Origin of the sequence: Paeniglutamicibacter sp. NPDC091659 (assembly GCF_044756805.1) — a bacterium.
Classification (GTDB): domain Bacteria; phylum Actinomycetota; class Actinomycetes; order Actinomycetales; family Micrococcaceae; genus Paeniglutamicibacter.
The window spans coordinates 61,426-87,988 of the sequence record NZ_JBIVTO010000010.1 but is presented as its reverse complement, the minus strand read 5'-3'; the positions used below and the strand labels follow the sequence as shown (position 1 = coordinate 87,988).

22 protein-coding genes and 1 tRNA gene are annotated in these 26,563 nt (G+C 65.7%); 15 read left to right on the top strand and 8 right to left on the bottom strand.

The features are described 5' to 3' along the window. Positions 1–205 precede the first annotated feature (205 nt). A tRNA-Arg gene (locus ACIQLF_RS17055) sits at positions 206–282 on the bottom strand. A 99-nt stretch (positions 283–381) separates the two neighbouring features. Next, positions 382–1,014 carry a hypothetical protein gene (locus tag ACIQLF_RS17050; protein ID WP_400300972.1) on the bottom strand — a complete coding sequence of 211 codons (633 nt, stop codon included), beginning with the start codon at positions 1,012–1,014 and terminating at the stop codon, positions 382–384. Between the two features lie 72 nt (positions 1,015–1,086). Here ACIQLF_RS17050 and pcrA point away from each other — a divergent pair, with 72 nt between their 5' ends. From pcrA to ACIQLF_RS17020, 6 genes are all read left to right on the top strand, one after another. Then, positions 1,087–3,507 (top strand): DNA helicase PcrA, encoded by a 2,421-nt coding sequence (pcrA, locus tag ACIQLF_RS17045; protein ID WP_400300970.1) that lies wholly within the window; start codon positions 1,087–1,089, stop codon positions 3,505–3,507. A 215-nt stretch (positions 3,508–3,722) separates the two neighbouring features. Continuing rightward, the gene (gene sucC / locus ACIQLF_RS17040; RefSeq protein WP_400300968.1) at positions 3,723–4,892 is read left to right on the top strand and encodes an ADP-forming succinate--CoA ligase subunit beta; all 1,170 of its coding nucleotides are present in this window, start codon (positions 3,723–3,725) and stop codon (positions 4,890–4,892) included. A 16-nt stretch (positions 4,893–4,908) separates the two neighbouring features. Continuing rightward, positions 4,909–5,811, top strand: a complete 903-nt coding sequence (gene sucD, locus ACIQLF_RS17035; protein ID WP_400300965.1) for a succinate--CoA ligase subunit alpha — start codon at positions 4,909–4,911, stop codon at positions 5,809–5,811. Between the two features lie 194 nt (positions 5,812–6,005). Then, entirely contained in the window at positions 6,006–6,635 is a 630-nt protein-coding gene (locus ACIQLF_RS17030) for an alpha-hydroxy-acid oxidizing protein (protein ID WP_400300963.1), read from the top strand. 159 nt (positions 6,636–6,794) lie between these two features. Beyond that, positions 6,795–8,450 (top strand): hypothetical protein, encoded by a 1,656-nt coding sequence (locus tag ACIQLF_RS17025; protein WP_400300961.1) that lies wholly within the window; start codon positions 6,795–6,797, stop codon positions 8,448–8,450. Next, on the top strand, positions 8,428–9,018 hold the full coding sequence (locus ACIQLF_RS17020) for an alpha-hydroxy-acid oxidizing protein (protein WP_400300959.1): 591 nt from the start codon (positions 8,428–8,430) through the stop codon (positions 9,016–9,018). The genes ACIQLF_RS17025 and ACIQLF_RS17020 overlap by 23 nt, the downstream gene beginning before the upstream one ends. A gap of 101 nt (positions 9,019–9,119) precedes the next feature. Here the strand turns inward: ACIQLF_RS17020 and ACIQLF_RS17015 are convergent, their stop codons facing one another. Next, a complete protein-coding gene (locus ACIQLF_RS17015) occupies positions 9,120–10,328 on the bottom strand; it encodes a cytochrome P450 (protein WP_400300956.1) in 1,209 nt (402 codons plus the stop codon). A 180-nt stretch (positions 10,329–10,508) separates the two neighbouring features. Between ACIQLF_RS17015 and ACIQLF_RS17010 the strand changes: the two genes are divergently transcribed. From ACIQLF_RS17010 to ACIQLF_RS16980, 7 genes are all read left to right on the top strand, one after another. Then, a complete protein-coding gene (locus ACIQLF_RS17010) occupies positions 10,509–11,294 on the top strand; it encodes an IclR family transcriptional regulator (RefSeq protein WP_400300954.1) in 786 nt (261 codons plus the stop codon). Further along, positions 11,272–12,948: a histidine ammonia-lyase gene (gene hutH, locus ACIQLF_RS17005; RefSeq protein WP_400300951.1), complete on the top strand. Its 1,677-nt coding sequence runs from the start codon at positions 11,272–11,274 to the stop codon at positions 12,946–12,948. The genes ACIQLF_RS17010 and hutH overlap by 23 nt, the downstream gene beginning before the upstream one ends. Before the next feature lie 182 nt (positions 12,949–13,130). Next, the gene (locus ACIQLF_RS17000) at positions 13,131–14,033 is read left to right on the top strand and encodes an ABC transporter substrate-binding protein (RefSeq protein WP_400300948.1); all 903 of its coding nucleotides are present in this window, start codon (positions 13,131–13,133) and stop codon (positions 14,031–14,033) included. Between the two features lie 11 nt (positions 14,034–14,044). Continuing rightward, complete coding sequence (locus ACIQLF_RS16995) at positions 14,045–15,001, top strand: amino acid ABC transporter permease (RefSeq protein WP_400300946.1); 957 nt, start codon at positions 14,045–14,047, stop codon at positions 14,999–15,001. After that, on the top strand, positions 14,998–15,765 hold the full coding sequence (locus ACIQLF_RS16990) for an amino acid ABC transporter ATP-binding protein (RefSeq protein WP_209995237.1): 768 nt from the start codon (positions 14,998–15,000) through the stop codon (positions 15,763–15,765). The genes ACIQLF_RS16995 and ACIQLF_RS16990 overlap by 4 nt, the downstream gene beginning before the upstream one ends. 48 nt (positions 15,766–15,813) lie before the next feature. Further along, entirely contained in the window at positions 15,814–16,974 is a 1,161-nt protein-coding gene (locus tag ACIQLF_RS16985; protein ID WP_400300942.1) for a histidinol-phosphate transaminase, read from the top strand. Then, on the top strand, positions 16,971–17,978 hold the full coding sequence (locus tag ACIQLF_RS16980) for a PDR/VanB family oxidoreductase (protein ID WP_400300940.1): 1,008 nt from the start codon (positions 16,971–16,973) through the stop codon (positions 17,976–17,978). The genes ACIQLF_RS16985 and ACIQLF_RS16980 overlap by 4 nt, the downstream gene beginning before the upstream one ends. Before the next feature lie 57 nt (positions 17,979–18,035). On the opposite strand, the gene ACIQLF_RS16975 is transcribed toward ACIQLF_RS16980, so the two are convergent. Then, entirely contained in the window at positions 18,036–18,323 is a 288-nt protein-coding gene (locus ACIQLF_RS16975; protein WP_400300937.1) for a hypothetical protein, read from the bottom strand. A gap of 308 nt (positions 18,324–18,631) precedes the next feature. Between ACIQLF_RS16975 and ACIQLF_RS16970 the strand changes: the two genes are divergently transcribed. After that, a complete protein-coding gene (locus tag ACIQLF_RS16970; protein WP_400300935.1) occupies positions 18,632–19,687 on the top strand; it encodes a zinc-dependent alcohol dehydrogenase family protein in 1,056 nt (351 codons plus the stop codon). Positions 19,688–19,777: 90 nt separating this feature from the next. Here the strand turns inward: ACIQLF_RS16970 and ACIQLF_RS16965 are convergent, their stop codons facing one another. The 4 genes from ACIQLF_RS16965 to ACIQLF_RS16950 form a co-directional block, all read right to left on the bottom strand. Continuing rightward, on the bottom strand, positions 19,778–21,256 hold the full coding sequence (locus ACIQLF_RS16965; RefSeq protein WP_400300932.1) for a nucleobase:cation symporter-2 family protein: 1,479 nt from the start codon (positions 21,254–21,256) through the stop codon (positions 19,778–19,780). 20 nt (positions 21,257–21,276) lie between these two features. After that, a complete protein-coding gene (locus tag ACIQLF_RS16960; protein ID WP_400301183.1) occupies positions 21,277–22,641 on the bottom strand; it encodes an 8-oxoguanine deaminase in 1,365 nt (454 codons plus the stop codon). Between the two features lie 217 nt (positions 22,642–22,858). Continuing rightward, entirely contained in the window at positions 22,859–24,412 is a 1,554-nt protein-coding gene (locus ACIQLF_RS16955; protein ID WP_400300929.1) for an APC family permease, read from the bottom strand. Then, on the bottom strand, positions 24,409–25,443 hold the full coding sequence (locus ACIQLF_RS16950) for an agmatine/peptidylarginine deiminase (RefSeq protein WP_400300926.1): 1,035 nt from the start codon (positions 25,441–25,443) through the stop codon (positions 24,409–24,411). Before ACIQLF_RS16950 ends, ACIQLF_RS16955 begins: the two co-directional genes overlap by 4 nt. 212 nt (positions 25,444–25,655) lie before the next feature. Here ACIQLF_RS16950 and ACIQLF_RS16945 point away from each other — a divergent pair, with 212 nt between their 5' ends. Beyond that, positions 25,656–26,300 (top strand): TetR/AcrR family transcriptional regulator, encoded by a 645-nt coding sequence (locus ACIQLF_RS16945; protein WP_400300924.1) that lies wholly within the window; start codon positions 25,656–25,658, stop codon positions 26,298–26,300. Positions 26,301–26,563: the final 263 nt, after the last annotated feature.

Sequence of the window (26,563 nt, the reverse complement as noted above, 5' to 3'; positions counted from 1 at the left end):
TTAACGACGGCCAGTGTTCGCAGGTGCCGATTTTCAAACACTCTCTTTCCAAACCCGGGCGAGGCCCATCCGGGGATGCCCGTGGCAGGGTTACGGCCAGTCCGGTGCACCGGCCGAACTCCGCGGACGGCATCAACGCCTGCCGGATTCTTCGGGAGAGCCCTTAAACACGTTATGGCCTGCACAAGTGCAGGCCATAACGGTTTGGTGCCCCTGGCCGGAATTGAACCGACGGCCTACCCTTTAGGAGAGGGTCGCTCTATCCAACTGAGCTACAGAGGCTTGCTTCGTCGAAACGAACCCTACTAATCGTAGCGGTTTTTCGACAAAAATTTTGGAAGCGGCACCCCGCACGTCGCATGGAGCGCCGCCAACCGAAAGTTAGAGCAGCCCCTGCTTCGAGGCTTCCCACTTCTCACGGAACGTGCGGATGAACGAAGCCACCAGCACCCCGACCAGGATCGCCACGGTGGCGAAGAGCAGGATCCAGCGTGTAGTGGTCAACGTAGATGCAAGCGCGACCGCGGCCGGATCGACCGGGCCGTTGAAGAGCGCATCGATGGCGCGGTTCTCCCACACGTCAATGACGGCGAACAGCATCGGCACCGCCCACAGCACCCACCGCACGGGACCGCGCGAGGTGTTGAGGTTTACCGCAAGCATTGTGACAAGGGCCAGGAAAAGCGGGAAGAGTATGCCGGCGGTCTTGTGGAGGTAGTTCAGCTGGCCGGCGGCATTCGGATCCATTGCGGCACGCAAGGCCTCAATGTGTTCGACGGAATAGCCGCCGATCATCTGGTCCGGCATCATCAGGCCGTTGGACAGGTCGGTCATCTGATTCAGCGTCAGCAGGTGGTAGTACCAGAAGAGGAGAATCACTGCCCCAACGCCCGCCACCAAGACCAGGTTTCCGTTGCCTTGCGCCTGTTCGGGCGTGCGTTCCGTTGACGGGTTGACGATCGGTGCCGCGGGGGCAGGGCGGTTGTACTGTTTCGACTTGCGTGACTTGGCCATGAACCAATTATGCCTTCAAACAGACACCCACAGGCCAAGCCGGGGCAGGCTCCACGTAGACTAGGGCCCATCATGGATTTCCTTTTCGATGACTTCGTCGCACCCGTTCCAGCCCAGCCACTGCCGGACGCCCTTGAGCTCCTCAGGGGCCTGAACCCGCAGCAGGAACAGGCCGTCAAGCATGCCGGTTCACCACTGCTCATCGTCGCCGGGGCGGGCTCGGGCAAGACCCGCGTGCTCTCGCACCGGATTGCCTACCTGCTGGCCACTGGCCGCGCACGCCCGCATGAAATCCTTGCCATTACCTTCACCAACAAGGCCGCGGCGGAAATGCGCGAACGCATTGCGGCCCTGGTGGGCGACGACGTGGCTAAGAAGATGTGGATTTCGACCTTCCACTCCTCGTGCGTGCGCATCTTGCGCCGCGAAGCCGCAGCTGTCGGGCTGAAGTCGAGCTTCTCGATTTACGATTCGGCCGATTCCCTGCGCCTGATCACCATGGTTTCCAAAGGCCTGGAGCTGGACCCGAAAAGGTTCACGCCGAAGTCCATGGCCCACAAGATCTCCGCGCTCAAGAACGAACTGATCGACGACGAGCAGTATGCCGCGACCGTCGACTCGAACGACCCCTTCGCCCGTGCGGTTTCACAGGTCTACCGCGGATACGCCGAGCGACTGCGCTCGGCAAATGCCCTGGACTTTGACGACCTGATTGCGCACGTGGTCAACATCTTCCGGGCCTTCCCCATGGTGGCGGACAACTATCGCAGGCGGTTCCGCCACGTCATGGTCGACGAGTACCAGGATACGAACCACGCCCAGTATGCGTTGGTGCGCGAGCTGACCGGACCCGACGGTCCCACCCTGGGCGGTGAGCTGACGGTGGTCGGCGATTCCGACCAGTCGATTTACGCATTCCGCGGCGCGGACATCCGCAACATCGTGGAATTTTCCAAGGACTACCCGGACGCCGCAACCATCAAGCTGGAGCAAAACTACCGTTCCACGCAAACGATTCTTTCCGCGGCCAACGAGGTCATCAAGCGCAACCCGAACCGCCCCGAGAAGCGTTTGTGGACGGCCGAGGGCGACGGCGAAAAAATCATCGGCTACGTGGGTGAATCCGAATCCGACGAGGCGCGCTGGATCGCCGATGAGATCCTTCGCCTGAACGACGAGGAAGACATCCGCCCCGGGGACGTCGCGATCTTCTACCGAACCAACGCCCAGTCGCGCTCCCTCGAAGAGCAGCTCATGCGCGTGGACCTGAAGTACAAGGTCATCGGCGGAACCCGCTTCTACGACCGCAAGGAAGTCAAGGACGCCCTGGCGTACCTCCGGGTCCTGATGAATCCCGCGGACGACATCAACGTCCGCCGCATCCTCAACGAACCCAAGCGCGGCATCGGCGACAGGGCCGAGTACTCGGTCGCCGCCCTTGCCGAACGCGAACGCATTTCCTTCATGGAAGCCCTGCGCCGGGCGGACGAGGCGCCGGGCCTTGGAACGCGAGGCTTGAACATGGTTGGCGCCTTCGTCAAGATCATCGACGACCTGGCCGTGGTGGCCGAGGGCTCCGGTCCGGCCGAGGCCCTGGAAGCGGTGCTCGAACAGACCGGTTACCTGGAGATGCTGCGCTCCTCCAACGACCCGCAGGACGAATCGCGCGTCGAAAACCTTGCCGAACTCGTGGCCGTGGTGCGCGACTTCATGAAGGAGAACCCCGAGGGCACGCTCACGGACTTCCTCGAGCGCGTGGCGCTGGTGGCGGATGCCGACCAGATTCCCGACGCGCCGGCCGATGACGAGGGTGCGGACATGGCCCGCCGGGAGGGATTCGTCACCCTGATGACGCTGCACACCGCCAAGGGGCTCGAGTTCCCGGTGGTGTTTCTCACAGGCATGGAAAACGGGATTTTCCCGCACCAGCGCTCGATGACCGACGAAAAGGAAATGGCCGAGGAACGCCGGCTTGCCTATGTCGGGCTGACCCGCGCACGTGAACGCCTGTACCTCACGCGCGCCGAATACCGCAGCCTCTGGGGGCAATCCCAGTACAACCCCGCCAGCCAGTTCCTCGATGAGGTGCCTTCCGAGCTTCTGGACTGGAAACGGGAAGGCTCCGTGCGTTCGTCCTTCGATTCCTTCGGCGGCAGCGGAAACTTTGCCACCAGCCGTTACGAATCCGGCTCGTACTGGGGCGCGGGACGCGGCAACACTGGCGGGGGAGTGGCACGCCTGAGCGGTGCCAGCGAGGAGCACACCTTGCGCACCGCGCCCACCGCGCGGGCCGCGGTGCGCAGCGCACGTGTCCAACCCAACAAGGAAATCATCGCGCTGAACATCGGCGACAAGGTCTCGCACGGCACCTTCGGCCAGGGCGTTGTCTTGGCGCTGGAAGGCGCAGGGGACAAGACTGTGGCGAAGGTGAAGTTCGCGGATGCCGAAAAGCGGTTGCTGCTCCGATACGCGCCATTGACTAGGCTTGACTAGCATTTTTGCGGAAGATTTCGTGCGCCGGGAGCCGTGGGCATTGCGCCGGGTACGTCTCTACGTTTTGTAGAACTGTGCCATTGCGTTGGAACGCGTTAGTCTGAAGGTGCATCAGGCCTGTTTCATGGCCCGGTGCTCCCCTCTGAGGCGCGACATGGTTATGCCTTGCCGCGTCTTCGAGTCAGCATAGACTTCGACAAGAAGGACACAAGCCCGTGGACCTGTATGAATACCAGGCGCGCGATATGTTCGAGTCGCACGGCGTACCCGTGCTGGCCGGCATCGTTGCCTACACTCCTGAAGAAGCCAAGGCTGCAGCCGAGAAAATCGGCGGCGTCGTGGTTGTTAAAGCCCAGGTAAAGGTCGGAGGCCGCGGCAAGGCCGGTGGCGTCAAGGTCGCAAAGACCGCCGACGAGGCATTTGAGCACGCAACCAACATTCTCGGCATGGACATCAAGGGCCACACCGTGAACAAGGTCATGATCGCCCAGGGTGCAGACATTGCCGAGGAGTTCTACTTCTCCGTACTGCTGGACCGCGCCAACCGCAACTACCTGGCCATGTGCTCGGTGGAAGGCGGCATGGAAATCGAGGAGCTCGCCGTTGAGCGCCCCGAGGCACTGGCACGCATCGCCGTTGACCCGGCCGTCGGCATCGATCAGGCCAAGGCCGACGAGATCGTTGCAGCAGCAGGTTTCGCCCCGGAACTGACCGAAAAGGTTGCCTCGGCAATCCTGAAGCTGTGGGACGTCTTCAAGAAGGAAGACGCAACCCTGGTTGAGGTCAACCCGCTGGTTCGCACCGGCGCCGGCGAGATCGTTGCCCTCGACGGCAAGGTCTCCATCGACGAGAACGCCGAGTTCCGTCACCCGCACCACGTCGAGCTTGAGGACAAGGAAGCAGCGGATCCGCTCGAGGCCAAGGCCAAGGCAATGGACCTCAACTACGTCAAGCTGGACGGCGAAGTTGGCATCATCGGCAACGGTGCAGGCCTGGTCATGTCGACCCTGGACGTCGTTGCATACGCCGGCGAAAACCACGGCAACGTGAAGCCCGCCAACTTCCTGGACATCGGTGGTGGAGCCTCTGCAGAGGTCATGGCCGCAGGCTTGGACGTCATCCTGAACGACAAGCAGGTCAAGGCGGTCTTCGTGAACGTCTTCGGTGGCATCACCGCGTGTGACGCCGTTGCCAAGGGCATCGTCGGCGCGCTGGCCGAACTCGGTTCCGCAGCCAACAAGCCGCTCGTTGTGCGCCTTGACGGCAACAACGTGGAGGAAGGCCGCCGCATTCTGGCCGAGGCCAACCACCCGCTGGTCACCCTGGCAGCAACCATGGACGAGGGCGCCGACAAGGCCGCCGAGCTCGCCAACGCAGCGAAGTAAGTAGGGATACGCGAACATGAGCATTTACCTTAACAAGGACTCCAAGGTCATCGTTCAGGGCATCACCGGTGGCGAGGGTACCAAGCACACCGCCCTGATGCTGAAGGCCGGCACCAACATCGTCGGTGGCGTCAACGCCCGCAAGGCCGGCACCACCGTGCTGCACGGCGGCAAGGACATCAAGGTTTACGGCGCAGTGGCTGAAGCCATGGCCGAAACCGGCGCAGACGTTTCCATCGTCTTCGTTCCGCCGGCATTCACCAAGGATGCAGTCGTTGAAGCCATCGAGGCAGGCATCGGCCTGGTCGTTGTCATCACCGAGGGCGTTCCGGTACAGGATTCGGCCGAGTTCTGGGCACTTGCCCAGTCCAAGGTCGACGCCGACGGCAACCAGATCACCCGCATCATTGGCCCGAACTGCCCCGGCATCATCACCCCGGGCGAGGCACTTGTCGGCATCACGCCGAACAACATCACCCAGAAGGGCCCGATCGGCTTGGTCTCCAAGTCCGGCACCCTGACCTACCAGATGATGTACGAACTGCGCGACCTGGGCTTCTCCACCGCCATCGGCATCGGCGGCGACCCGGTCATCGGCACCACCCACATTGACGCCCTGGCTGCGTTCGAGGCGGACCCGGAGACCAAGGCCATCGTCATGATCGGCGAAATCGGCGGCGACGCCGAAGAGCGTGCAGCCGACTTCATCAAGGCCAACGTCACCAAGCCGGTTGTCGGCTACGTGGCAGGCTTCACCGCCCCCGAGGGCAAGACCATGGGCCACGCTGGCGCCATCGTCTCCGGCTCGGCCGGTACCGCACAGGCCAAGAAGGAAGCACTTGAGGCTGCCGGCGTGAAGGTCGGCAAGACCCCGTCGGAAACCGCAACGCTGCTGCGCGAAGTTTTCGCCGCCCTCTAAGGCACAATCAGCATCCGCCGACGGCGGTCGTCCTCCCGGTATCCCGGGAGGCCGGCCGCCGTCGGTCTTTAACCGCCGTCCGGCCAGGCCGGTTCCCGCCGCGTGGGAATGCCGTTTGTCGGCAGTGCCGCGGCGATGCCTAGGATGCGGGGAGGAAAGTGTCCTCCAGCATCGAAAGGCGGCCGCTTCGCATCATGAAACGTTCCCTCACGCGGATCCCGGCGGCGCTCGCGCAACTGAACTTCAAGCCGTTCCCGAAACCGGGCAGAAACCCCGCGACCGCGGCCCTCACCGTGGACGACCTGCGGCTGCTGGCCAGGCGCCGCACGCCCACCGCGGCCTTCGACTATGCCGACGGCGGCTCCTATTCCGAGGAGACCTTGGACCGCAACTACCGCGCGTACAAGAACGTGGAGCTTGTCCCGGGGATCTTGCGCGACGTGAGCGCGGTGGACCCGAGCACAACCGGGGCCGGGACTAAATTCTCGCTGCCGGTGGGCATCGCCCCCACGGGGCTGACCCGGCTCATGCACGCGGCCGGCGAACACGCCGGGGCCGCGGCCGCCGCCAAGCACAACATCCCCTTCACCCTGGCCACCATGGGCACCGTCTCCATCGAGGAAACCGCCGCGGCGGCGTCGTTGGGCACCCGCTGGTTCCAGCTGTACCTGCGCCAGGACCGCGCACTTTCCCTGGAGATGATGCGCAGGGCCCGGGCCGCCGGCTACGACGCACTGATCCTGACGGTGGACACGGCCGTCACCTCGGCGCGCGGACCATGCTCGACGCAATCAGGCACCCGGGGTTGCCAACGGTTGGCTTGAGAATGCATTGGGGTGCGGTCGTTGTCCCCGGTCGGAGGCTGGATCCATATTTGGAGGTTCCGGCGCTGCGTGCCACCTGCCGGCGGGGTCCATGCTCTGCTGTCCACACCCCTGCTCGGCCGGACCCAAACCGTCGGCGGCTCGGCGGATGATTGGGGCATGGACACCCCCATCCAGGCACCGGAAGCAGCCCAGAGCACGGCCCGCGGTGCCGGCGGGCTGCGGAGGATCTGCGCCCCCTTCGTGGCCGCGCAGCCGTCCGGGGTGCGGATCCGCACCCGGCTGCGCCCCACCGCCGACGAAGCCAGTGCGCTGACGATGATCGGCGAACACCTGGGGCACCTGTACCGCACGGACCTGTCCGGGCGTGCGGCCTTGGGCCGGGTCCCGGCGGCGGAGCGGGGCAGAACCGAACGCAAGCGGACCCTCACCGCCGCATCGTCTTCCCGGTGGGCGGGATCCATCACGCGGGCCGCCGAGGACCAATACCAACTCGCCATGCGCGCCCTGGCCGCGGAGGTCTCGCATCTGCGCGCGGCCACCGAGGCCCTGCACCGCCGCATCGCAACAACCGTGGGCGAGGGCTCCGGCAAGGACCGCGGCTACAAGAGCCAGGCGGAACGCCACCAGAAGACCCGCCGCCTGGCCCAACTCGTCCACCGCTTCGAGACGGCACAAGCATCCTTGGCCGCCGGCAGGCCCTCCATCGCCGTGGGTGGCAAGAAGCTTTGGAAGACCCGCAACCACCTCGATGCCGCCCACCTCACCCGGGAGCAGTGGGAAGAACGGTGGGCGTCCTCGCGGATGTTCCTGACGGCCGACGGGGAATCCGGACGGGCCGGCGGCAACGAGACCATTCGGCTCACGGATGCCGGAGTCCTCACGTTGAAGGTCCCGGCCCCCTTGGTTACGGCCCTGGGAAATCACCTCGCACTGTCGGTACCGGTCATGTTCAGCCACCGCGGCGGGGAATGGGCCGACCGGGTCGCCGCTCGCCGGAGCATCCGCTACGACATCAGCTTCGACCCAGTGAAGAATCGTTGGTACCTGGACGCATCCTGGGGATATGGCGACACCCCGACCCCGGGGCTCGAGGCGTTGCACTCCTCGGGGCTCATCGGTGTGGACCTGAATGCCGACCACCTGGCCGCCTGCCGATTGGACGCCTCCGGGAACCCTGTCGGTCATCCGGTCACGATCCCCCTGGAGCTGGCGGGCCTGCCAGCGGGCACCCGGGACGGGCGGCTGCGGGCGGCGATCACCGCATTGCTGGATCTCGCCCGGGACACCGGCGCCGCGGCGATTGCCATCGAGAACCTCGACTTCCAGGACGCCCGGACCACGGGCCGCGAAACGATGGGACGCGGGGTGCGCGGCAGGCGCTTCCGGGCCACCGTCCAGGGGATCCCCACCGGCAAATTCCGGGACCGGTTGGTGTCCATGGCCGCCAACCGCGGACTTCAAGTGATCGCCGTCGATCCCGCCTACACCTCGCGGTGGGGCGGCCAGCACTGGCACAAACCCCTCCAAGCAGCTTCCGGTGGGACGGCGACGCGGCACCATGCCGCGTCCGTGGCCATCGGCAGGCGCGCCCTCGGATGCCCGATCAAGCGACGGGAGGACGGACCCCGCACGCGACAGCGGACGCGTGCGGGCCAACCCAGTCCCAGGCCGGATCAGACACCCGGGGGCGCGGCCATCGGCACAGGCCCGATTCGCCCGGCGGTCGCGAGCCGCCCGGGCCCGCCGGGAACCGGTCGGCGGCAGCCTCCCAGGACCGTTCGGGGAGCACGTGCGTTGCCAAGACGCGCTTAAAAAGGAACGGTGGTGCCTGGACTTCCTCACCACGCAGCCGCTGGAATTCGCGAACTTCGCCGGGGAGACGGGGAACGTCAGCGCGCAGTTCAACACCATGTTCGACGCCTCGCTGAGCTTTGCCGACCTCGGCTGGGTGCGGGAGACCTGGCCCGGGACGCTGATCGTCAAGGGCGTGCAGGGGCCGGAGGACGCGGTGGAGTGCTTCGGGCACGGGGCCGACGGCGTGGTGGTCTCCAGCCACGGCGGGCGCCAGCTGGACAGGGCGCCGGTGCCGCTGCTGCAGTTGCCGGCGATCCGCGCCGCCGTCGGGCCGGAGAAGCTTGTCATTGTCGACTCGGGCATCATGAGCGGCGGCGACGTGGTGGCGGCGCTGGCGGCCGGCGCCAACTTCACGCTCATCGGCAGGGCCTACCTCTACGGGCTGATGGCAGGGGGACAGGCGGGTGTTGAGCGCACCCTGGAGATCCTCGAGCGGGAGATCCGGCAGACCATGGCCCTGTTGGGCGTGCGCACCCTGGATGAGCTTGGCCCCCGGCACGTGCGCCTCGGCACCGTGGACGCGTAACGTCCCAGAACACGAAAATCGTGCGTTGTTCCCGGATTGCTTGGCGGGGAACAACTCACGATTTTTCGCGTGCCCGGGGCGTGGGGTGAGCGGGGTGCGGTTCAGGCCGCGGTGACCTTCACCGGAATCGACTTCCAGCCGCGCAGCGTGGTGTGCATGAACTGCTCGGGTTCGGCAGTCAGCTCGATGGACTTCACCCGGTTCGCCAGTTCGGTGATGAGCACGTCCATTTCAAGGCGCGACAGCGGCTGGCCCACGCACTGGTGGATGCCCATGCCAAAGGCCAGATGCCCGCCGGCCTGCCGGGTGATGTCGTATTCGTTGGCGGTGGGACCCCAACGGCGCTCGTCGCGATTCGCCGCGCCCACGAAGACGGCCACCTTGGTGTCCTCCGGGACTGCGACGCCGCCGATCTCGGTCACCTGGCTCGTGGTGCGGTAGAAGGACTGGAACGGGGACTCGAACCGGAAGGCCTCGTCGATGGCGAATTTCACGAGCTTGGGGTTCTCGTGGACCTTGGCATATTGCTCGGGATGGCGCACCAGGGTCAGCAACGTGGAACCGAGGGAGAAGATGGTGGTGTCCAGGCCCGCCGAGAGCATGGCGCGCACCAGCAGGGCCGCCTGTGCGGTCGTAATTTCGCCGCGGTCCGCATAGTCCCAGATCTGCGCGCCGAGGCTGCCCGGGCTCAACCGCTCGCGGGCCGTGTTGGCCATGGCCCAGTCGTTCGTGCCGGCACCCGCGGCAAAGTGTTCGCGGGCCAGGGGAGTGTCGGGTCCAAAGGTGGAGAAGTTGGCGGCCCCGAGCGTCAGGAGGTTCTCGGCCCGGCCTTCCCTCGGGATTCCCACGGCGTCGCCGAACGCCCGCAGGGGGAAGACCTCGGAGAGGTCCTTGATCAAGTCGAATTCGCCGCGTTCCAAGAGTTCGTCAACGAGCTCCGTGGCGTACTCCTCGAACCCGGCGCGCAGCGAACGGACCCCGCGCGGCGAGATGACCCCGGCCATGGCCTGGCGCATCTGGGTATGGATCGGGGGATCCGATTCCATGATTCCCTGGGCCCGCCAGCTGGGTTCGTGGTGCAAATTCTTGGGCCCGGCACCCGCGCCTGAGATGAAGGTTCGGTAGTCATCTAGGACTTCTTTGCATTCATCAAAGCGAGTCACGGCCAGGACCCCGTGTTCCTGGATCTTGAGCACCGGACCGGCATCGCGCATTCGTTCAAAGAGCGCGTAGGGATCGACGAGATGTTCGTTTGAGTAGGGGTCTTCCGTGAATATGGGTGCCGTCGCGCCGGCCAGTTTCGAGTCCATGGGTGCCTCCCCAAAGTAGTGGTGAATGCCATCAACCTAACGCGATGTGAAAGTTGGGGTTAGCGGGATTCTCACCATGTGAGAATCCGAATTGTCCTTCGGTTGCGCAGCATGGAACATCGTTGCATTGCCTGAATATATGTCTTGCATCACACCGAGGGTCCAGAGGAGGAGGAAGGAATGGCAACATCATTCGAACGGGGTCTGAGCATCCTGGCCGAGGTCGCAGCCGACGGGGATGTCACGGTAGACGCGGTTGCCAACAAGCTCGGCATTCCCTCCAGCACCGCCTACCGATACTTCAGGGCGCTGCGTGAACAGAACTTCGTCATCGAGGAAGAAGGGCACTACCGTCCCGGGCAGGTCCTGCTCAGGGTCGCCGGCCATCACCAGGCCCAGTCCTACCTAGCCGAGGTCGGCAACGCCGTCTTGCGGGAAATCGTGGACCAGGTCGGCGAAACCGCCGTCATGATCGTGCGCCTTGGTTCCCAGGCCATGTGCCTTCGGCGGGTCGAACCCGACAAGTCCCTGAAATACTCGTTCGCCGTCAACGAATTGCTGCCCCTCCACGCGGGTGCTGGCCAGCGCCTGCTGCTTGCGTGGGCGCCGCCCGAGGTCGTGCACCAGGTGCTCTCCGGACCGATGGCCCGGTTCACCGCCAACACCCTGGGGCGCGAACAGATCTTGGCCTCCATCCCACAGATCCGCTCCTCCGGATACGTGCTCTCGCGCGGCGAACTCGATCCCGGGTCGGTGTCCATCGCCGTCCCCGTGGTCAACCACGGCGAAGTCGTCTGCTCCATCAACGTGGCCGGCCCCGAAGGCCAGTGCGGCTCAAAGCTCTGGATTTCCTCCACGCTGCGGGTCATTCGCGAGTCCGCCAACAAACTTACCCACGCATTGCAAGAAAGCACTCCGAACAAATCAACCAGGGAGACCCTTGATGACTACAGCAGTATTGGCTGAGACGGCACCGGTGACCATCGGCGTTCACCGGGCCACCCTCGAAGACCTCATCCAGGTCGCCCGGCACCGCCGCCCGGTGGTCATCGACGAGGCCGTCTTCGAGGCCATGCGCCCCAGCCAGGAATGGCTGCAGGGCGTGGTCGACCAGATGGGTCCCGGCAAGCAGACGCCGCCGATCTATTCCATCAACACCGGGTTCGGCTCGTTGGCAGGGCGCCAGGCCTTCTCCGAACCCTCGGATGCCGCCGAGCTCTCCCGCCGGCTGGTGCTCTCCAACGCCGCGGGCGTCGGGCGCAACGTGGACGAGGAAGTGGTCAGGGCAACGATGTTCATCCGCATCGTCAGCCTGACCCAGGGCTACTCCGGGGTCCGCCCGGAAATCATCACCACCCTGGCCAAGATGCTCAACGCGGGCGTCTGCCCCGCGATCCCGGAGTACGGATCGCTCGGTGCCTCCGGCGACCTCATCCCGCTGGCCCACGTGGCCATCGTCATGTCCCGCTCGCACACCGGCGAGGACGAGGAACTGGACTCGGGGGAGGCCCTGATCGACGGCAAGGTCGTCAGCGGCATCGCCGCGATGCGGCATGCCGGCATCGAGCGCCTGCCGCTGGGCGCCAAGGACGGCCTCGCGCTGCTCAACGGCACCTCGTTCTCCTGCGCCCAGGCCGCGCTGGCGCTCTACGACGCCCAGAACCTCCTGGAAACCGCCCAGATCACCGCCGCGATGAGCATTGAGGCGCTGATGGGCTTCGGGGACGCGTTCATCGACGAACTGCACCAGGCGCGCGGCCAGCGCGGGCAGATCGAGGTCGCCGCACGCATCCGCGAGCTGCTGGCCGGATCCACGCTGATCGACGGAAACGCCTCGACCGATCCGGTGCGCCAGCCCCCGCAGGACGCCTACTCGCTGCGCTGCGTCCCGCAGGTCTTCGGCGCCATCAAGGACACCCTGGGCTTCGCGGCCGGGATCATCGACAACGAGATCAACGCGGCCACCGACAACCCGCTGATCTTCCCGGCGCTGCCCGACACCCGCAAGCTCAAGGCCGTGTCCGGCGGAAACTTCCACGCCGAATACGTCGCCTTCGCCGCCGACTTCATCTCGATCGTGGTCACCGAGATCGGCAACATCACCGAACGCAGGCTCTTCCGCCTCGACGACGGCACCCTGAACCGGGGGCTGCCGGACATGCTCATCGACAGCGAGCAGACCGGCATGGACTGCGGCTACATGCTGCCGCAGTACCTGGCCGCGGCCCTGGTCTCCGACTGCAAGACCCTGGCCCACCCGGACTCGGTCGACTCGATCCCGACCTGCGCAAACCAGGAAGACCACGTCTCGATGGCCAACAACGCCGGCCGCCATGCGCGGCAGATCGTTGCCAACATCGAATCCGTGGTCGGCATCGAATTGCTCATGGCCTCCCAGGCGCTCGAGCTGCGGGCCATGCGCAAGGAAACCGGGGACGCGCGCCCCGGTCCAGCCAGCGCCGCCGCCCTGGAACTGGTGCGGTCCTCCAAGTCCGCCGACGGCCGGCCCGTGGACCACATCCGCAAGGACGTCGTGCTCTATCCCCGGGTCCGCAAGGCCCTGGACCTGGTGCACAGCGGCGCCGTCGTCGAGACGGTCAACAGGGTCCTGGCCGGCTAGCCGGGCGGAACCGGCCGGGGTCTTCCCCAAGGCCGGGCACAAACCACCACCTACCCAGCCCGCCGGCAACCGCCGGTGGCTCGATCAACCCTGCCCCGTTCCAGGGTCGCACCACCCGCATCGACGCCGATGCAAACCAATCACTCCAGCAGTTCCGAGCTCACTCACAGGGAGAAAAAACCATGAAAAACTCGACTCGCACCGCCCGTCCCGCAGCCCTGGGCGCCCTTGCCCTGGCCGCATTGCTTGCCCTGACCGCCTGCGGAGGGAACGCGGAGGCGGAAAAGAAGGCCCCGGCGGGGGCCGCCAGCGCGCCGCTGTTTGCCCAGCTGCCGGAAAAGATCCAGTCGGCCGGAACCATCAACGTGGCCAGCAACGTCGAATACCCGCCGTTCGAGTCCTACGACACCGACGGCACCACCATCATCGGCATCGACAGGGAAATCGCCGACGAGCTGGAAAAGCAGCTGGGCGTCACCATGGACTTCGACAACATCGCCTTCGACGCGATCATCCCGGGCCTCGCCTCGGCCCGCTACGACATGGCGATGTCGGCGATGTCGGACACCGTGGAACGCCAGAAGCAGGTCAACTTCCTGGACTACTTCTCCGCGGGCGGCGGGGTCATGACCTCGAGCGCCAACGCCGAGAAGCTCAAGACGCTCGATGACCTGTGCGGCAGCCACGTCGGCATCGTGAAGGGCACCACCGAGGACGCCGACGCGGCCGAGGCCTCCAAGAAGTGCGAGGAGGCCGGCAAGCCGAAGGTCGAGGTGACGATCTTCGCCGGACAGAACCAGGCGGTGCTGGCCCTGCAGTCCAACCGCGTGGACGCCTTCCTGGTCGACTCGACCTCCGGTTCGGTCGTTGCCGCCGAGTCCAAGGGCGCCCTGGTCATGGGCGAGCGCTACCAGGACCTCGCCTTCGGCATCGTCTTCCCCAAGGACCAGGAGCAGCTCATGACCGCCATCCAGAAGGGCCTCGAGGCCATCAAGGCCGACGGCAGCTACGACAAGATCCTGACGAAGTACAACATGGCCGACCACACCATGGAATCGTTCCCGGTCAACGGCGTGAAGCAATGACATCGCGTCCAATGACTTCGAGTTCACGCCGGGCGGAAGAGACCGAACTGGTCGTCGTGCCCGCCCGCTACCTGGGCCGCTGGATCGCCGCGGTGGTGGTCGTCGGCATCCTGGCGATGCTCGTCTACGGCATGTTCGCCAACGAGCGCTTCCACTGGGACGTGGTGGGCCAGTACCTCTTCGCCAAGCCGGTGCTGGCGGGCCTGGGCCGCACCCTGATGCTCACGGCGATCTCCATGCTCATCGGCATCGGGCTGGGGATCGTGGTGGCCGTCTGCAGGCTCTCGGCAAACCCGATCCTCTCCACCGCGGCCTGGGCGTACTCGTGGTTCTTCCGTGGCACCCCGCTGATGGTGCAGCTGCTCTTCTGGTTCTTCCTGGCGGCGCTGATTCCGAACATCGGGATCGGGGTCCCGTTCGGGCCGGAGCTGCTGAGCATCGACACCAACTCGGTGATCTCCCCGTTCACCGCGGCCCTGCTGGGGCTGAGCCTGAACGAGGGCGCCTACATGGGCGAGATCGTGCGCTCAGGAATCCGGGCCATCCCGCCCGGGCAGACGGAGGCCGCCAAGGCGATCGGCATGTCCCGCCTGCAGACCATGCGGCGCGTGATCCTGCCGCAGGCCATGCGGGTGATCATCCCGCCGACCGGCAACGAGACCATCGGCATGCTCAAGTACACCTCGCTGGTCATCGTGATCGGCTACTCGGAGCTGCTGACCAGCGTCTCGATCATCTACTCGCGCAACTTCCAGACCATCCCGCTGCTGATCGTGGCGGCCATCTGGTACCTGGCCGTCACCGCGGTGCTCTCGGTCTGCCAGTACTTCGTCGAGCGCCACTTCGAGCGAGGCTTCACCCCCGTCAAGGGCCGGAAGCCGGCGGCGCCCGCCGCCGCGGCAGCCGTCCCGGGTACGGGCGCCGGGGCCTCGCCAAGCATCGAACCGGAATTGGAGCCGAGCAAATGAGCGAACCAGTGCTGCGCGCCCACGGCGTGCGCAAGTCATTCGGGCACCTGGAAATCCTGAAGGGCATTTCCCTGGAGGTGCAGGCCGGACAGGTCGCCTGCCTGCTGGGGCCATCGGGCTCCGGCAAGTCCACCTTCCTGCGCTGCATCAACCACCTGGAAAAGATCAGCGACGGCGAGCTCTGGGTCCACGGCGAGCGGATCGGCTACCGCCGCGCCGGCAACAAGCTGCACGAGCTGAAGGAAAACGAGACCGCCAGGCAGCGCGCCTCCGTGGGCATGGTGTTCCAGCAGTTCAACCTCTTCCCGCACCGCACGGCGCTGGAAAACGTGATCGAGGGGCCGCTGATCGTGCAGAAGATGCCGCGCGCCCAGGCGCTGGCCGAGGGCATGGAGATGCTGGACAGGGTGGGGTTGGCCGACAAGTACCAGCACTATCCGGCCCAGCTCTCCGGCGGCCAGCAGCAACGCGTGGCCATCGCCCGGGCACTGGCCCTGAAGCCCAAGCTCATGCTCTTCGACGAGCCGACCTCGGCCCTTGATCCGGAACTGGTCGGCGAGGTGCTGGACGTGATGACCTCGCTGGCGGCCTCCGGGATGACCATGATCGTGGTGACCCACGAGATGGGCTTCGCCAAGGAGGTGGCCGACGTCGTCCACTTCATGGCCGACGGGCAGCTCGTCGAATCCGGGGACCCCCGGCAGGTGCTGGAGAACCCGCGGGAACCCCGCACCCAGGCGTTCCTCTCCAAAGTGCTGGCCTAGCCCCGCACCACCCGCACCATCCGCACAGCCGGCGAAGGGAAAGCCCCGATGAACGGGCAAGGACTGAACACCGCAGTATCAATGACCGCAGTATCGACTCCCGAACCGCGTCCCCTGGTGGGCCGGCTGCCCGGCTACTCACGCTCGGCGTCCGCCGGAACCGTGCGGTGGGTGGCATCCTCCAACGAATCGTGGATGCCGCCCTCGCCGGCGGCCCGGGAGGCGATGGCAGACATCGTGCACCGGGCCAACAGGTATCCGAGCCTGGCCGGCGACCGGCTGGTGGCGGCCCTTGCCGAAAGGCTCGGGCTGTCCGCCACGCAGGTTGCCGTGGGCGCCGGGTCCCTGGCAATGCTGGGGCAGATCCTCAACGCATACGCCGGGCCGGGCGACGAGGTGCTCTACGCGTGGCGCAGCTACGAGGCGTACCCGATCCTGGCCACGCTGGCCGGGGCCGAATGCGTGGAAGTGCCGCTGGATGCGGCGCACCGGCACGACATCGGGGCCATGGCCGCGGCAGTCACCGACCGCACCAGGGTGGTGCTGTTGTGCAACCCGAACAACCCCACCGGGACGGTGCTGGACGTCGGGGAGATCCGCTCCTTCCTGGATGCGGTGCCCGGGCGCGTGCTGGTGGTGCTCGACGAGGCCTACCTCGAGTTTTCCGGCGGTTCGGGAAACACGCTGCAGCTGCTGCAGGACTACCCGAACCTTGCCATCCTGCGGACCTTTTCCAAGGCCTACGGGCTGGCGGCGGTGCGGGCGGGATACCTGCTCGCACACGGGGACATTGTCCGGTCCATCCGAGCGGTGGCGCCTCCCTTCGGGCTCAGCGCCGTGGCGGAGGCCGGGGCCGTGGCAGCCCTGGCGGATGCCGAGTACCTGCGCGGCACCGTGGATGCGGTCCTGGCAGAACGCGCTTTCCTGCAGCATGAGCTCACAGCCCGCGGCTACCGCGTCCCGCCCAGCGGGGGAAACTTCCTCTGGATCCCGGAGGCCGACGTGCGGGCCGCGGACATCGAACGAAGCTGCGCGGCGCACGGAGTGTCGGTGCGCGCCTTCGCCGGGTCCGGCGTGCGCGTGAGCATCGCCCCGCGCGAGGCCTCGCTGGCCGTGTTGGCGGCGCTGGACACAATCGGCCGGCAGCCCGGGCCGGCGCAAACCACCCCAACAACCCCGCAAAACTACAGCACTGGAGGTGCATCGTGATTAGCACAAGCGAACAGCCCGTCGTTGAGGACCCGCAAGCGGGAATCCTTGTTTCCGAGGACGGATTCTTCGACGTGGAAGTGGCGGGGATCAACCGCGAATCGGATTCGGTGGTTTCCCTGGAACTGGCCCACCCGGCAGGCCTGGCCCTGCCTGAATGGACCCCCGGATCGCACATCGACGTCCTGCTCCCCAATGGGCTGCTGCGCCAGTACTCGCTGTGCTCGGTGCCCGGCGAGGCCCGCTGGCGCCTGGGCGTGCTGCGCGAACCTGCGGGGCGCGGCGGATCGGCCTACATCCATGAGGACCTGCGCCCCGGGGCACGGATCAAGGTGCGGCACCCGCGCAACAACTTCGAGCTGGCGCCGGCGCCCGAGTACCTGTTCATCGCCGGCGGCATCGGCATCACCCCCATCCTGCCCATGCTGCGTGCGGCCGAGGAATCCGGCGTCCCGTGGCGGCTGGTCTATCTGGGGCGCAGCCGCAGCTCCATGGCATTCACCGACGATCTGGCGGCCTACGGAAGCAAGGTGCACCTGCACGCGGACGACGAATCCGGGTTCTACCCGCTGCCGGAGCTGCTCGGGGATCCCGCGGCGGCCTTCCACGCCTATGTGTGCGGCCCCGGCCCGCTGCTGGATTTCATTTCCGGCCTCGCCGCCGACTGGCAGGATTCGTCGCGCTACAAGTTCGAGCGCTTCGTTGCGGATCCCGCGGCCACGGCACCGGCGGCCGGCGACCACGAGTTCACGGTGGAGACCACCCAAGGACTGGAGGTGACGGTTCCGGTGGGCACCAGCATCCTCAGCGCCTTGGAACAGGTGGGCGTCAGGGTCCTTAATTCCTGCCGCGAGGGGATCTGCGGTACCTGCGAAACACCGGTGGTCTCGGGGGCTGTCGACCACCGAGACTCGCTGCTCAGCGACGAGGAACGCGAGGCCGGGGACACCATGATGATCTGTGTCTCGCGGTGCAAGGGCCGGCGCCTGGTCCTGGACATCTAAAACACGCCGTCCGGTTGCGCGGCTGGCGGTCCAGCACGGCCGGGGGGTCTTGGAACGTCAGCCGCGCAACCTGAAGAACGAGGTTCCGGCCGCGGTGAAGGCGCCGGGCAGCAGCAACACCAGGAGTTCCGGGTTGAACTGCACCTCGGTGGGACCGCGGCCCTCCAGGGCCGCTGCGAGTTTTTCCGGGGCGACGGCCTGCAACAGCCATTCGGACGGTCCCGCCCCGATCTGCAGGAGACCGGTTCCGGGGTCGAAGTCGAGCCAAGCGGTGATCCAATCGCCGGCAAAGCGCGGCAGGGGATTGGCGGAGGTTGCGGGTGCGGTGTGAAGGTGGCTAGTCATGGTGGGGCACGATCCTTGAAGCTGGTTGTCCTTGCCCTGCCGCAGGTATGCGTGCAAAGGCCGCTTCGTCATCCGAACCACCCGCCGTACAACAATGGGGTTGGTACCTGACGTTGGTCGGAGCCATGCCAATGAGGCTGTCAGGTTTCGTGAAGCTGTTCCAACCATACGATGGTGAACGGACAATTCGCCAACGCGGGGTCAGGAACCGCAACAATCCGTCATCGCGTCGCGGGAGGACATGCGCCCGGTGGGGAGGCATAGGCTGGGAAGAGAAGACATCCAACCCCAGCTTCCGGAGGTACACCATGCGCGCCACACTGATCCACGGACCGCGGGACATCCGCGTCGAAGACTGCCCCGACCCGGTACTGCTCGCCGACACCGACGCGCTGGTCAAGGTCACCGCCGCCTGCGTGTGCGGATCCGACCTGTGGCCGTACCGCGGGGTCAACGCGATCCCGAAACCGCGGCGCATCGGTCACGAATTCATCGGCGTCGTCACCGATGTAGGGAACAAGGTGTCCAAGCTGAAGGCCGGGGACTTCGTGGTGGCACCCTGGGCCAACAGCTGCGGGAATTGTCCGCAGTGCCGCAACGGCGTCCAAGTGGCCTGCGAGCACCGTGCCGTCTGGGGCGGGAACGACGAAAACGGGCTGCCGGTGGACGGCGGCCAGGGCGAGGCGGTGCGCGTTCCCAACGCAGACGGCACCCTGGTGCCGGTCCCCGGCGTCACGGAGCCCGACGAGGCGTTGGCCAAGTCTCTGCTCGCGCTCTCGGACGTGATGGGCACCGGTCACCATGCGGCGCTCGGGGCCAAGGTGGCACCCGGCCGCAGCGTCGTGGTGGTCGGCGACGGCGCAGTGGGCCTGAGCGGGGTGCTGGCGGCCAAGAGGCTGGGCGCCACCCGGATCATCGCCATGTCCAGGCATGCCGACCGGGCGGCGCTGGCCCGCGAATTCGGGGCCACCGATGTGGTCGCCGAACGCGGCGAGGAAGCCGCGGCGAAGGTGCGCGAGCTGCTCGGGGGAGTGCTGGCCGACTCGGTGCTCGAATGCGTGGGCACCGCCGAGTCCCTGGGCCAGGCGCTGGCCTCCACCAGGCCCGGCGGCGCGATCGGCTTCGTGGGGGTGCCGCACGGGGAAGACCCGCTACCGCTCTACGAGCTCTTCTCGAAGAACATCTCGGTGGCAGGAGGGGCCGCCAGCACCCGGGAATACCTGCCCGAACTGCTGGAGGACGTGCTTGCCGGGAAGATCAACCCCGGGCTGGTCTTCGACACCGTGATGCCCCTGGACCAGGCGCCGGAGGCCTACCGGGCCATGGACGAGCGCCGCTCCATCAAGGTCATGCTGGTTCCGTAGGCCGTAGGCGTGCCCGCAAACCGCGGCAGGCCGCTGATTCCATGGAAATCAAGGAATCAGCGGCCTGCCGTCATGCGGTGAAAATCGAGGCTAGTCGGTGCAGGGGATTTCCCTGGCCTTGGCGTCGTAGAGCTTTCCGTCGGAAACGTAATCGCCATCGTGAAGGTCGGTGAGCAGCGCCGAGGAGATTCTCCGGTTGCTGGCTTCGGCCATGACGGATGTCGGCTTGTTGCCCCGGATCTTGAGGTGGTTGAACAACAGGTTCAGCAAGATCGCCATGATGGCCGAGGAGCTGATTCCGGAGTGGAAGATCGTGACGAACCAGCCGGGGAATTGGTTGTAGATGCTTGGTGCGACGATCGGGAACATCCCGAAGCCCAAGGCCGTGGCCACGACGACCAGGTTCATGTTGCCTTCGTACTTCACCGTGGACAGGGTCCGAATGCCCGAGGCCGCGACGGTCCCGAACAGCACGATTCCGGCCCCGCCGAGGACCGGCGTGGGGATGGCTGCCACGAACCGGCCGAGGATCGGCAAGAGTCCAAGGATCACGAGAATGCCGCCGCCCGCGGTGACAACGAACCGGCTCTTGACGCCGGTGATGGCGACAAGCCCGACGTTCTGGGCGAAGGCGCTCTGCGTGAAGGAGTTGAAGATCGGCGAGATCGCACTCGAGATCATGTCGGCCCGCAATCCATCACCGATGCGTCGTGAATCAGTCTTGGTTCCGACGATTTCGCCGACCGCAATGATGTCCGCCGAGGTTTCGGTCAACGTCACCAAGATGACGATGACCATCGAAAGGATCGCCGCGACTTGGAACTCCGGGGGACCAAAGGCGAAAGGCATCGGAAAGGCGAAGGCAGGCCCTTCCAGAACCTTGCTGAAATCGGCCATGCCCGTCACTGCTGCAACGATGGTTCCCGCGATCATCGCGAGAAGGATCGAGAGCCTCGAAATTGCGGCGACGCCGATCTTGCTGAAGACCAGGACGAAGAGCAGCGTGACGGCCGCCAGGCCGAGGTTCTGAACGGAACCGAAGTCATCGGCCTTCGAGTTGCCGCCCATGGCCCACCCCGCGGCAACGGGCATCAGCGTGAGACCAATGGTGGTGATGACGGTTCCGGCCACGACCGGCGGGAAGAACCTGATGATGCGGGAAAATATAGGCGTTATCAACAACCCGATGAGCGAAGCGGCAATGACGGAACCGAAGACGGTGGCAATGCTGCCGCCACCTTCGAGGATCGAGATCATCGTTGCCACCCCGGCGAAGGAAACACCCTGGACCAAGGGCAACTGGGAGCCAAAGAAGGGGATGCCAACGGTCTGCAGGATTGTGGCAAGGCCGCCGACGAAAAGGCATGACGCGATCAGCACCCCGATTTGGGCTTCGGAGAGACCCGCGGCCGTACCGATGATCAATGGCGGGGCGATGATTCCGCCATACATGGTGAGCACGTGCTGGAAGCCGTATCCAAGGTTCTGAGCGAAGGGAAGCCGTTCATCCTCGGGCCGGGGCGTGTTGCCCACGCGTGCTGCTGAAGCGGAATTTCGAAAAATAGACATGAGAGTTACTCCAGAAATCGCTAGCTGAACTGGTGGATGGGTGCCGAGAGATCCACCAGCGCCCGTGCATGTTTGCGGTGCCGGTGGATGAGTGCCGGCAGATCCAGTCCGGGGATCGCCCCGTCGACGACACGCCACTTTCCGCCCACCATGACGCGGTCGGCCTTGTCGGCGCCGCAAAGTAGCAAGGAGGCCAAGGGGTCGTGGCTGCCCGAAAAGCGCAGTTCGTCGGTCTTGAAGAAGGCGAGATCCGCTTGCCGGCCCACGCCGATCACCCCGATGTCGGTCCGCCCGAGCACCTTGGCCGAACCTTCGGTGGCCCAGCCGAGCGCCCGCTCCACGGGAACATCTGCACCGTAACGAAGGCGCTGGAGGTAGAGGGCCTGGCGGGCCTCGAGAATCATGTTGGACCCATCGTTCGAGGCAGATCCGTCGACACCCAGTCCGACGGGGACCCCCGCCGCTTCGAGTTCCAGCACGCGGGCGATGCCCGAGGAAAGCCTCATGTTCGAGGTTGCGCAGTGGGCCACCGCTGTCCCCGCGGCGCCCAGCTGGCGGATTTCCGCGTCGTTGAAATGGATGCCGTGGCCGAGCCAGGTTTGCGGTCCGAGCCAGCCAACGCTTTCCAGGTAGTCGAGGGGTCGCAGGCCAAACTTGGACAAGCAGAATTCTTCCTCGTCCAGGGTCTCTGCGAGATGGGTGTGCAAGCGGACGTCGAATTGCCCTGCGAGTTTCGCGCTTTCGCTCATGGCCTGCGTGGTGACCGAGAACGGGGAGCACGGAGCCAGCGCGATCTGTATCGAGGCTCCCGCCCCGCGCTCGTGGTAGGTCTCGATCAATCGCTGGCTGTCGGCCAGGACGACGTCCAAGTCCTGCACCGTCGACTGGGGAGGCAGCCCTCCGTCGTCTTCCCCCAGCGTCATCGACCCCCGAGTGAGGGTCGCCCGCATGCCGAAGTCCCTGACCGCGGCAACCTCGATGTCGATCGATTCATCCATGCCGTCGGGAAAGAGATAGTGGTGGTCGGCCGCGGTGGTGCATCCCGAGAGGAGAAGTTCCGCCAAGGCCACGCGTACCGCGGCATCAAGGGCATCGGGGGTCAGGCGCGCCCACACCTTGTAGAGATTCTGCAACCACGGGAAGAGCGGGGCATTTGCGGCGGGGCCCCAGGCGCGGGTCAGCGTCTGGTAAAAGTGGTGGTGCGTGTTGACCAGCCCGGGCGTGATGACGTGGTTGCTTGCGTCGAAGACATCGGTGTAAGGGGTCGTGGGGACGGCTCCGGCGGGAACGAGTTCGACGATGAGGTTGTCCCGGACGACGATGCCGTTGGCAGCGTCGGTGGCACTGAGGATTCCTTGCGGGTTTTTGATCCAGAGGGCAGTCATGTGCGGCATGGCCGACATTCCTTTCGTTGAGAAAAGATAAATGTCAGCTCAGTTATGCCTGTCTGCTGATCCAGGACGCCAGGGCGTGCTTAGGAGACTAGCAATGTGATGCGCGCCTCGGCAAGGCTTGTTTGGAATTTTGTTTTTACATCGTGAAAAAGGCGTGCAACCTGCCGGAGCAAGTTGCACGCCTTTTTGTGGCAGTGTGATGACGTCCCTAGACGCGTTCGCGTTCCGAGGCCGGTGCGCGCTTCGGAAGGCTGTGTCCGCCAAAGAACTCGGGCCGCCGCACGGCCGCGCCCACCAGGAACAGCGCGCCCAGGGCGATGATGCCCACGCCGATCACAAACACCAGCCCGACGCCGAAGACCTTCGAGCCCGATCCGTAGGACGGGTCCCAGGAGTCGATGGCGGTCTGGATGAAGACTGCAACCAGTGCGATGCCGCCCAGCAGCGGGGCAAGCAGGCGCAGCAGGAAGTTGCGCAGCGAGTCCATTGCCGTGTGCCTGAAGTACCAGACGCAGGCCAGGGCCGTGATGCCGTAGTAGAAGCAGATCATCATGCCCAACGCCAGGATGGTGTCGTTCAGGACGTTGCTGCTCAACACCCGCATCAGCGCGTAGAACCCGGCCGAGACGCCGCCGGCGACGATCGTGGCGAAGGCGGGGGACTTGAACTTGTTGACGGAGCCGAACCGCTTGGGCAGCGCCCCGTGGTGCGCGATAGCCAGCAGCGAGCGGGCCGGGGAGATCATGGTGGACTGCAGCGACGCGGCGCAGGAGGAGAGCACCGCGAGCGAGAGCAGGATCGCGAACGGGCCCATGACGGGAGTCGCAATGGCTGTGAAGACGTTCGCGGAGTTCTCCGGGTTGCGCAGGCCCAGCCCGGTGTCCCCGACGCCGGCGAACATCACCGTGGCGATGGAACCGACCAGGTAGATCGCGAGCACGCCGATGGCCGTCAGTGCCGCGGCCATGCCGGAGGTCTTCTCGCCGTTCTTGGTTTCCTCGGTCATGGTCAGGCACACGTCCCAGCCCCAGAAGGCAAAGATCGACAGGCTCAGGCCAACGGCGAAGGCGGAGAAGGAATCGATGTGCATCGGGTTGAACCAGGAAGCGTCGAAGGCCAGGTGCCCCGGCTGGTCGGCGGCCTTCGTGAAGGCGCCGATGGCAAACCACGCGAGCACCGCCAGCTGGAATCCGACCAGGATGTACTGGACCATGCGCGTGGTGGTCAGCCCGCGACAGGCAATGAAGACCGCGGCGCCGACGAAGGCCAGGCAGGTGAGGATGTTGATCGCGTTGTTGCCGGCCAGCTCGGCCAGTGCGGGGTTGCCCGTGGCCTGGGCCAGGAAGAGGTAGAAGAAATCCACCGCCACGCCGGCGAGATTGGAGAGCACGATGATGTTGGCCGCCAGCAGCCCCCATCCGCCCAGCCAGCCCAGTGCCGGGCCGAAGGCCTGGCTCACCCAGGTGAAGGTGGTGCCCGAGTCGGGGGTGTCCGCGTTCAGTTCCCGGTAGGCCAGGGCGACCAGGAACATCGGGATGAAGCCGATGATGAAGATGGCCGGAAGCTGGGTGCCGATCGCCTGGACCGTGGGGCCCAGCGAGGAGGTCAGCACGTAGGCCGGGGCGATCGTGGAGATGCCGATCATCACCGCGGCGAAGAGCCCCAGCTGGCCGGAGGCCAGGCCCTTGCCGCGGACCAGGCCCGAGGCCGCCGACGGCGTCTGGGTGGTTGCCGAGGCTTGCTTCAGCGTGGACTGGCTCATGACTCGTCGGCCTTTGCGACAGGTTCCTGCTGGGTGATGCAGTGGATGCCGCCGCCGCGGGCGAAGAGCTCGCGGGCGTCGACGCCGACGACCTTGCGGCCCGGGTAGGCGTCGGCCAGCACTGCCAGGGCCTTCTCGTCGTTGGGGTCGTTGAACGTGCAGGCGATGACGCCGCCGTTGACGACCAGGTGGTTGATGTAGCTGTAGTCGACGAACCCTTCCTCGTCGCGCAGCGTGGCCGGGGCGGGGACCTCGATGACGTTGAACGGGCGGCCGGCGGCGTCCGTGGCCCCGTTGAAGGAGGCGATGATTTCGCGGCTGACGGCGTGGTCCGGGTGCTCGGGGTTGTGCTGGGTGTGGACCAGGACGTTTCCGGGGGAGGGGATGGTGGCGACGATGTCCACGTGGCCGCGGGTGCCGAATTCCTCCGAGTCGCGTGTCAGGCCGCGGGGCAGCCAATGGACCTTGGTGGCCCCGAGGGTGCGGGCGAACTCGATCTCGACCTCTGCCTTGGTGATCCCGGGGTTGCGTCCGGAATCCAGCTGGACGGTTTCGGTGGCCAGCACCGTGCCTTCGCCGTCGACGTGGATGCCGCCGCCCTCGTTGACCAGGGTCGAGGCGATCCGCTCGACACCCGCCCATTCGGCGACCTGCGCGCCGATCTTCGAGTCCTTGTCCCAGGCCGCCCAGTCCTGGGCGCCCCAGCCGTTGAAGACCCAGTCGACCCCGGCGAGTTCGCCGGCGTCGTTGGTGACGAAGGTGGGGCCGATGTCGCGCATCCAGGCGTCGTTGAGTTCCGCGGTGCGGATTTCGATGCGTTCGTCGAGGTAGTTCGCCGCGATCTCGGTGTCGGCCGGATCCACGACCATGACCACGGGAGCGAACTCGGCCACGGCGTGGGCGACGTTGGCCCAGGTGGTGCGGGCCGCGTGGGCCTCGGCGTCGGTCTCTCCAAGGGTGTAGCCCTCGTGGGGGAATGCCATCCAGACGCGCTTTTGCGCCGAGGTTTCTGCGGGCATGGTCCAGCTCATGGTGTTGCTCCTGCGGGGGTTCGCTGCCTGAACGGGAGTGTGTTGGCCGTGCCGCTTCCCGCCCGGATGCACCGGGGTGGGAGACTCCTGTCACAGTAAATGAATGTCGTTCGTTTTAGTATGGTGCCTTGCGTCACGTTGCGCAAGGGCTAAAACGAATTTCATTCGTTAGACTCAGGTCAAGCACACAACAACCCAGGGAGACTTCTTCGATGGCACGACCCAGCAGCCCGAAACTATCGGCACCGGCCATTGCCGCGGCGGCGCTCGAGCTCGTGGACGCCCACGGGGAATTCACGATTCCGCGCCTTGCCAAGGTCATGGGAGTGAGCCCGTCGTCCCTCTACAACCACGTTTCGTCGAAGGACGACATCATCGAGATGATGCGAGGGCAGGCCATGGGGGAAATCGAGCTGCCGGCCCCGGACCTGGACTGGGTGCAGACCCTGCGGCACATCGCCAAGGGCTACATGCGTTCCTATGCCAAGCACCCGCGGCTCATCCCGCTGCTCACGTCGCACACCGTCCGCGACGAACTGACGCTGAGGGTCTACGACCAGCTCGCCGAGACATTTGCCCGCGGAGGATTCAGTGCGAGGGACTCGCTGGCCGCGATCACGGTGCTTGACTCGTTTGTGCTCGGCTCGGCGCTGGACGCCGCGGCACCGGCCCAGGTGTGGGAATCAAACGAGGAGTCCTCCGAGGCCTGGCGCACAGCGCTCGAGGCGGGCCTGACGGTCAGCGACAGGGCGCAGAAGACATTCGAGTACGGCCTGGAGATCCTGTTGGCGGGATTCTCCCTCCAGGTCGCCCCGAAGGTGCAGGCCGGACAGCCCGTCGTGTGTTCAGGATTCTGACTGCCGCGGCCCAAGCGAAAAAGGGTGCAGGACGTGGCTTGACAAGACATAGAAGAGTCAAAGATCGTCAACAAATACACACTGCACCATGCCACCAAGCAGATTCACGGAATTCCCGGAAAAGCACCGCGAAGCCCCTTGCCGAACCAGATAGGCGCCCCGCAGGTGAACTACGCGATGCTATTGGTCGCTACGCGATTCAATGGTTTTTTGCGGGACGACAGCTGGATAAAGAATTTACAAAGGAGTCCCCGTAATTGCGG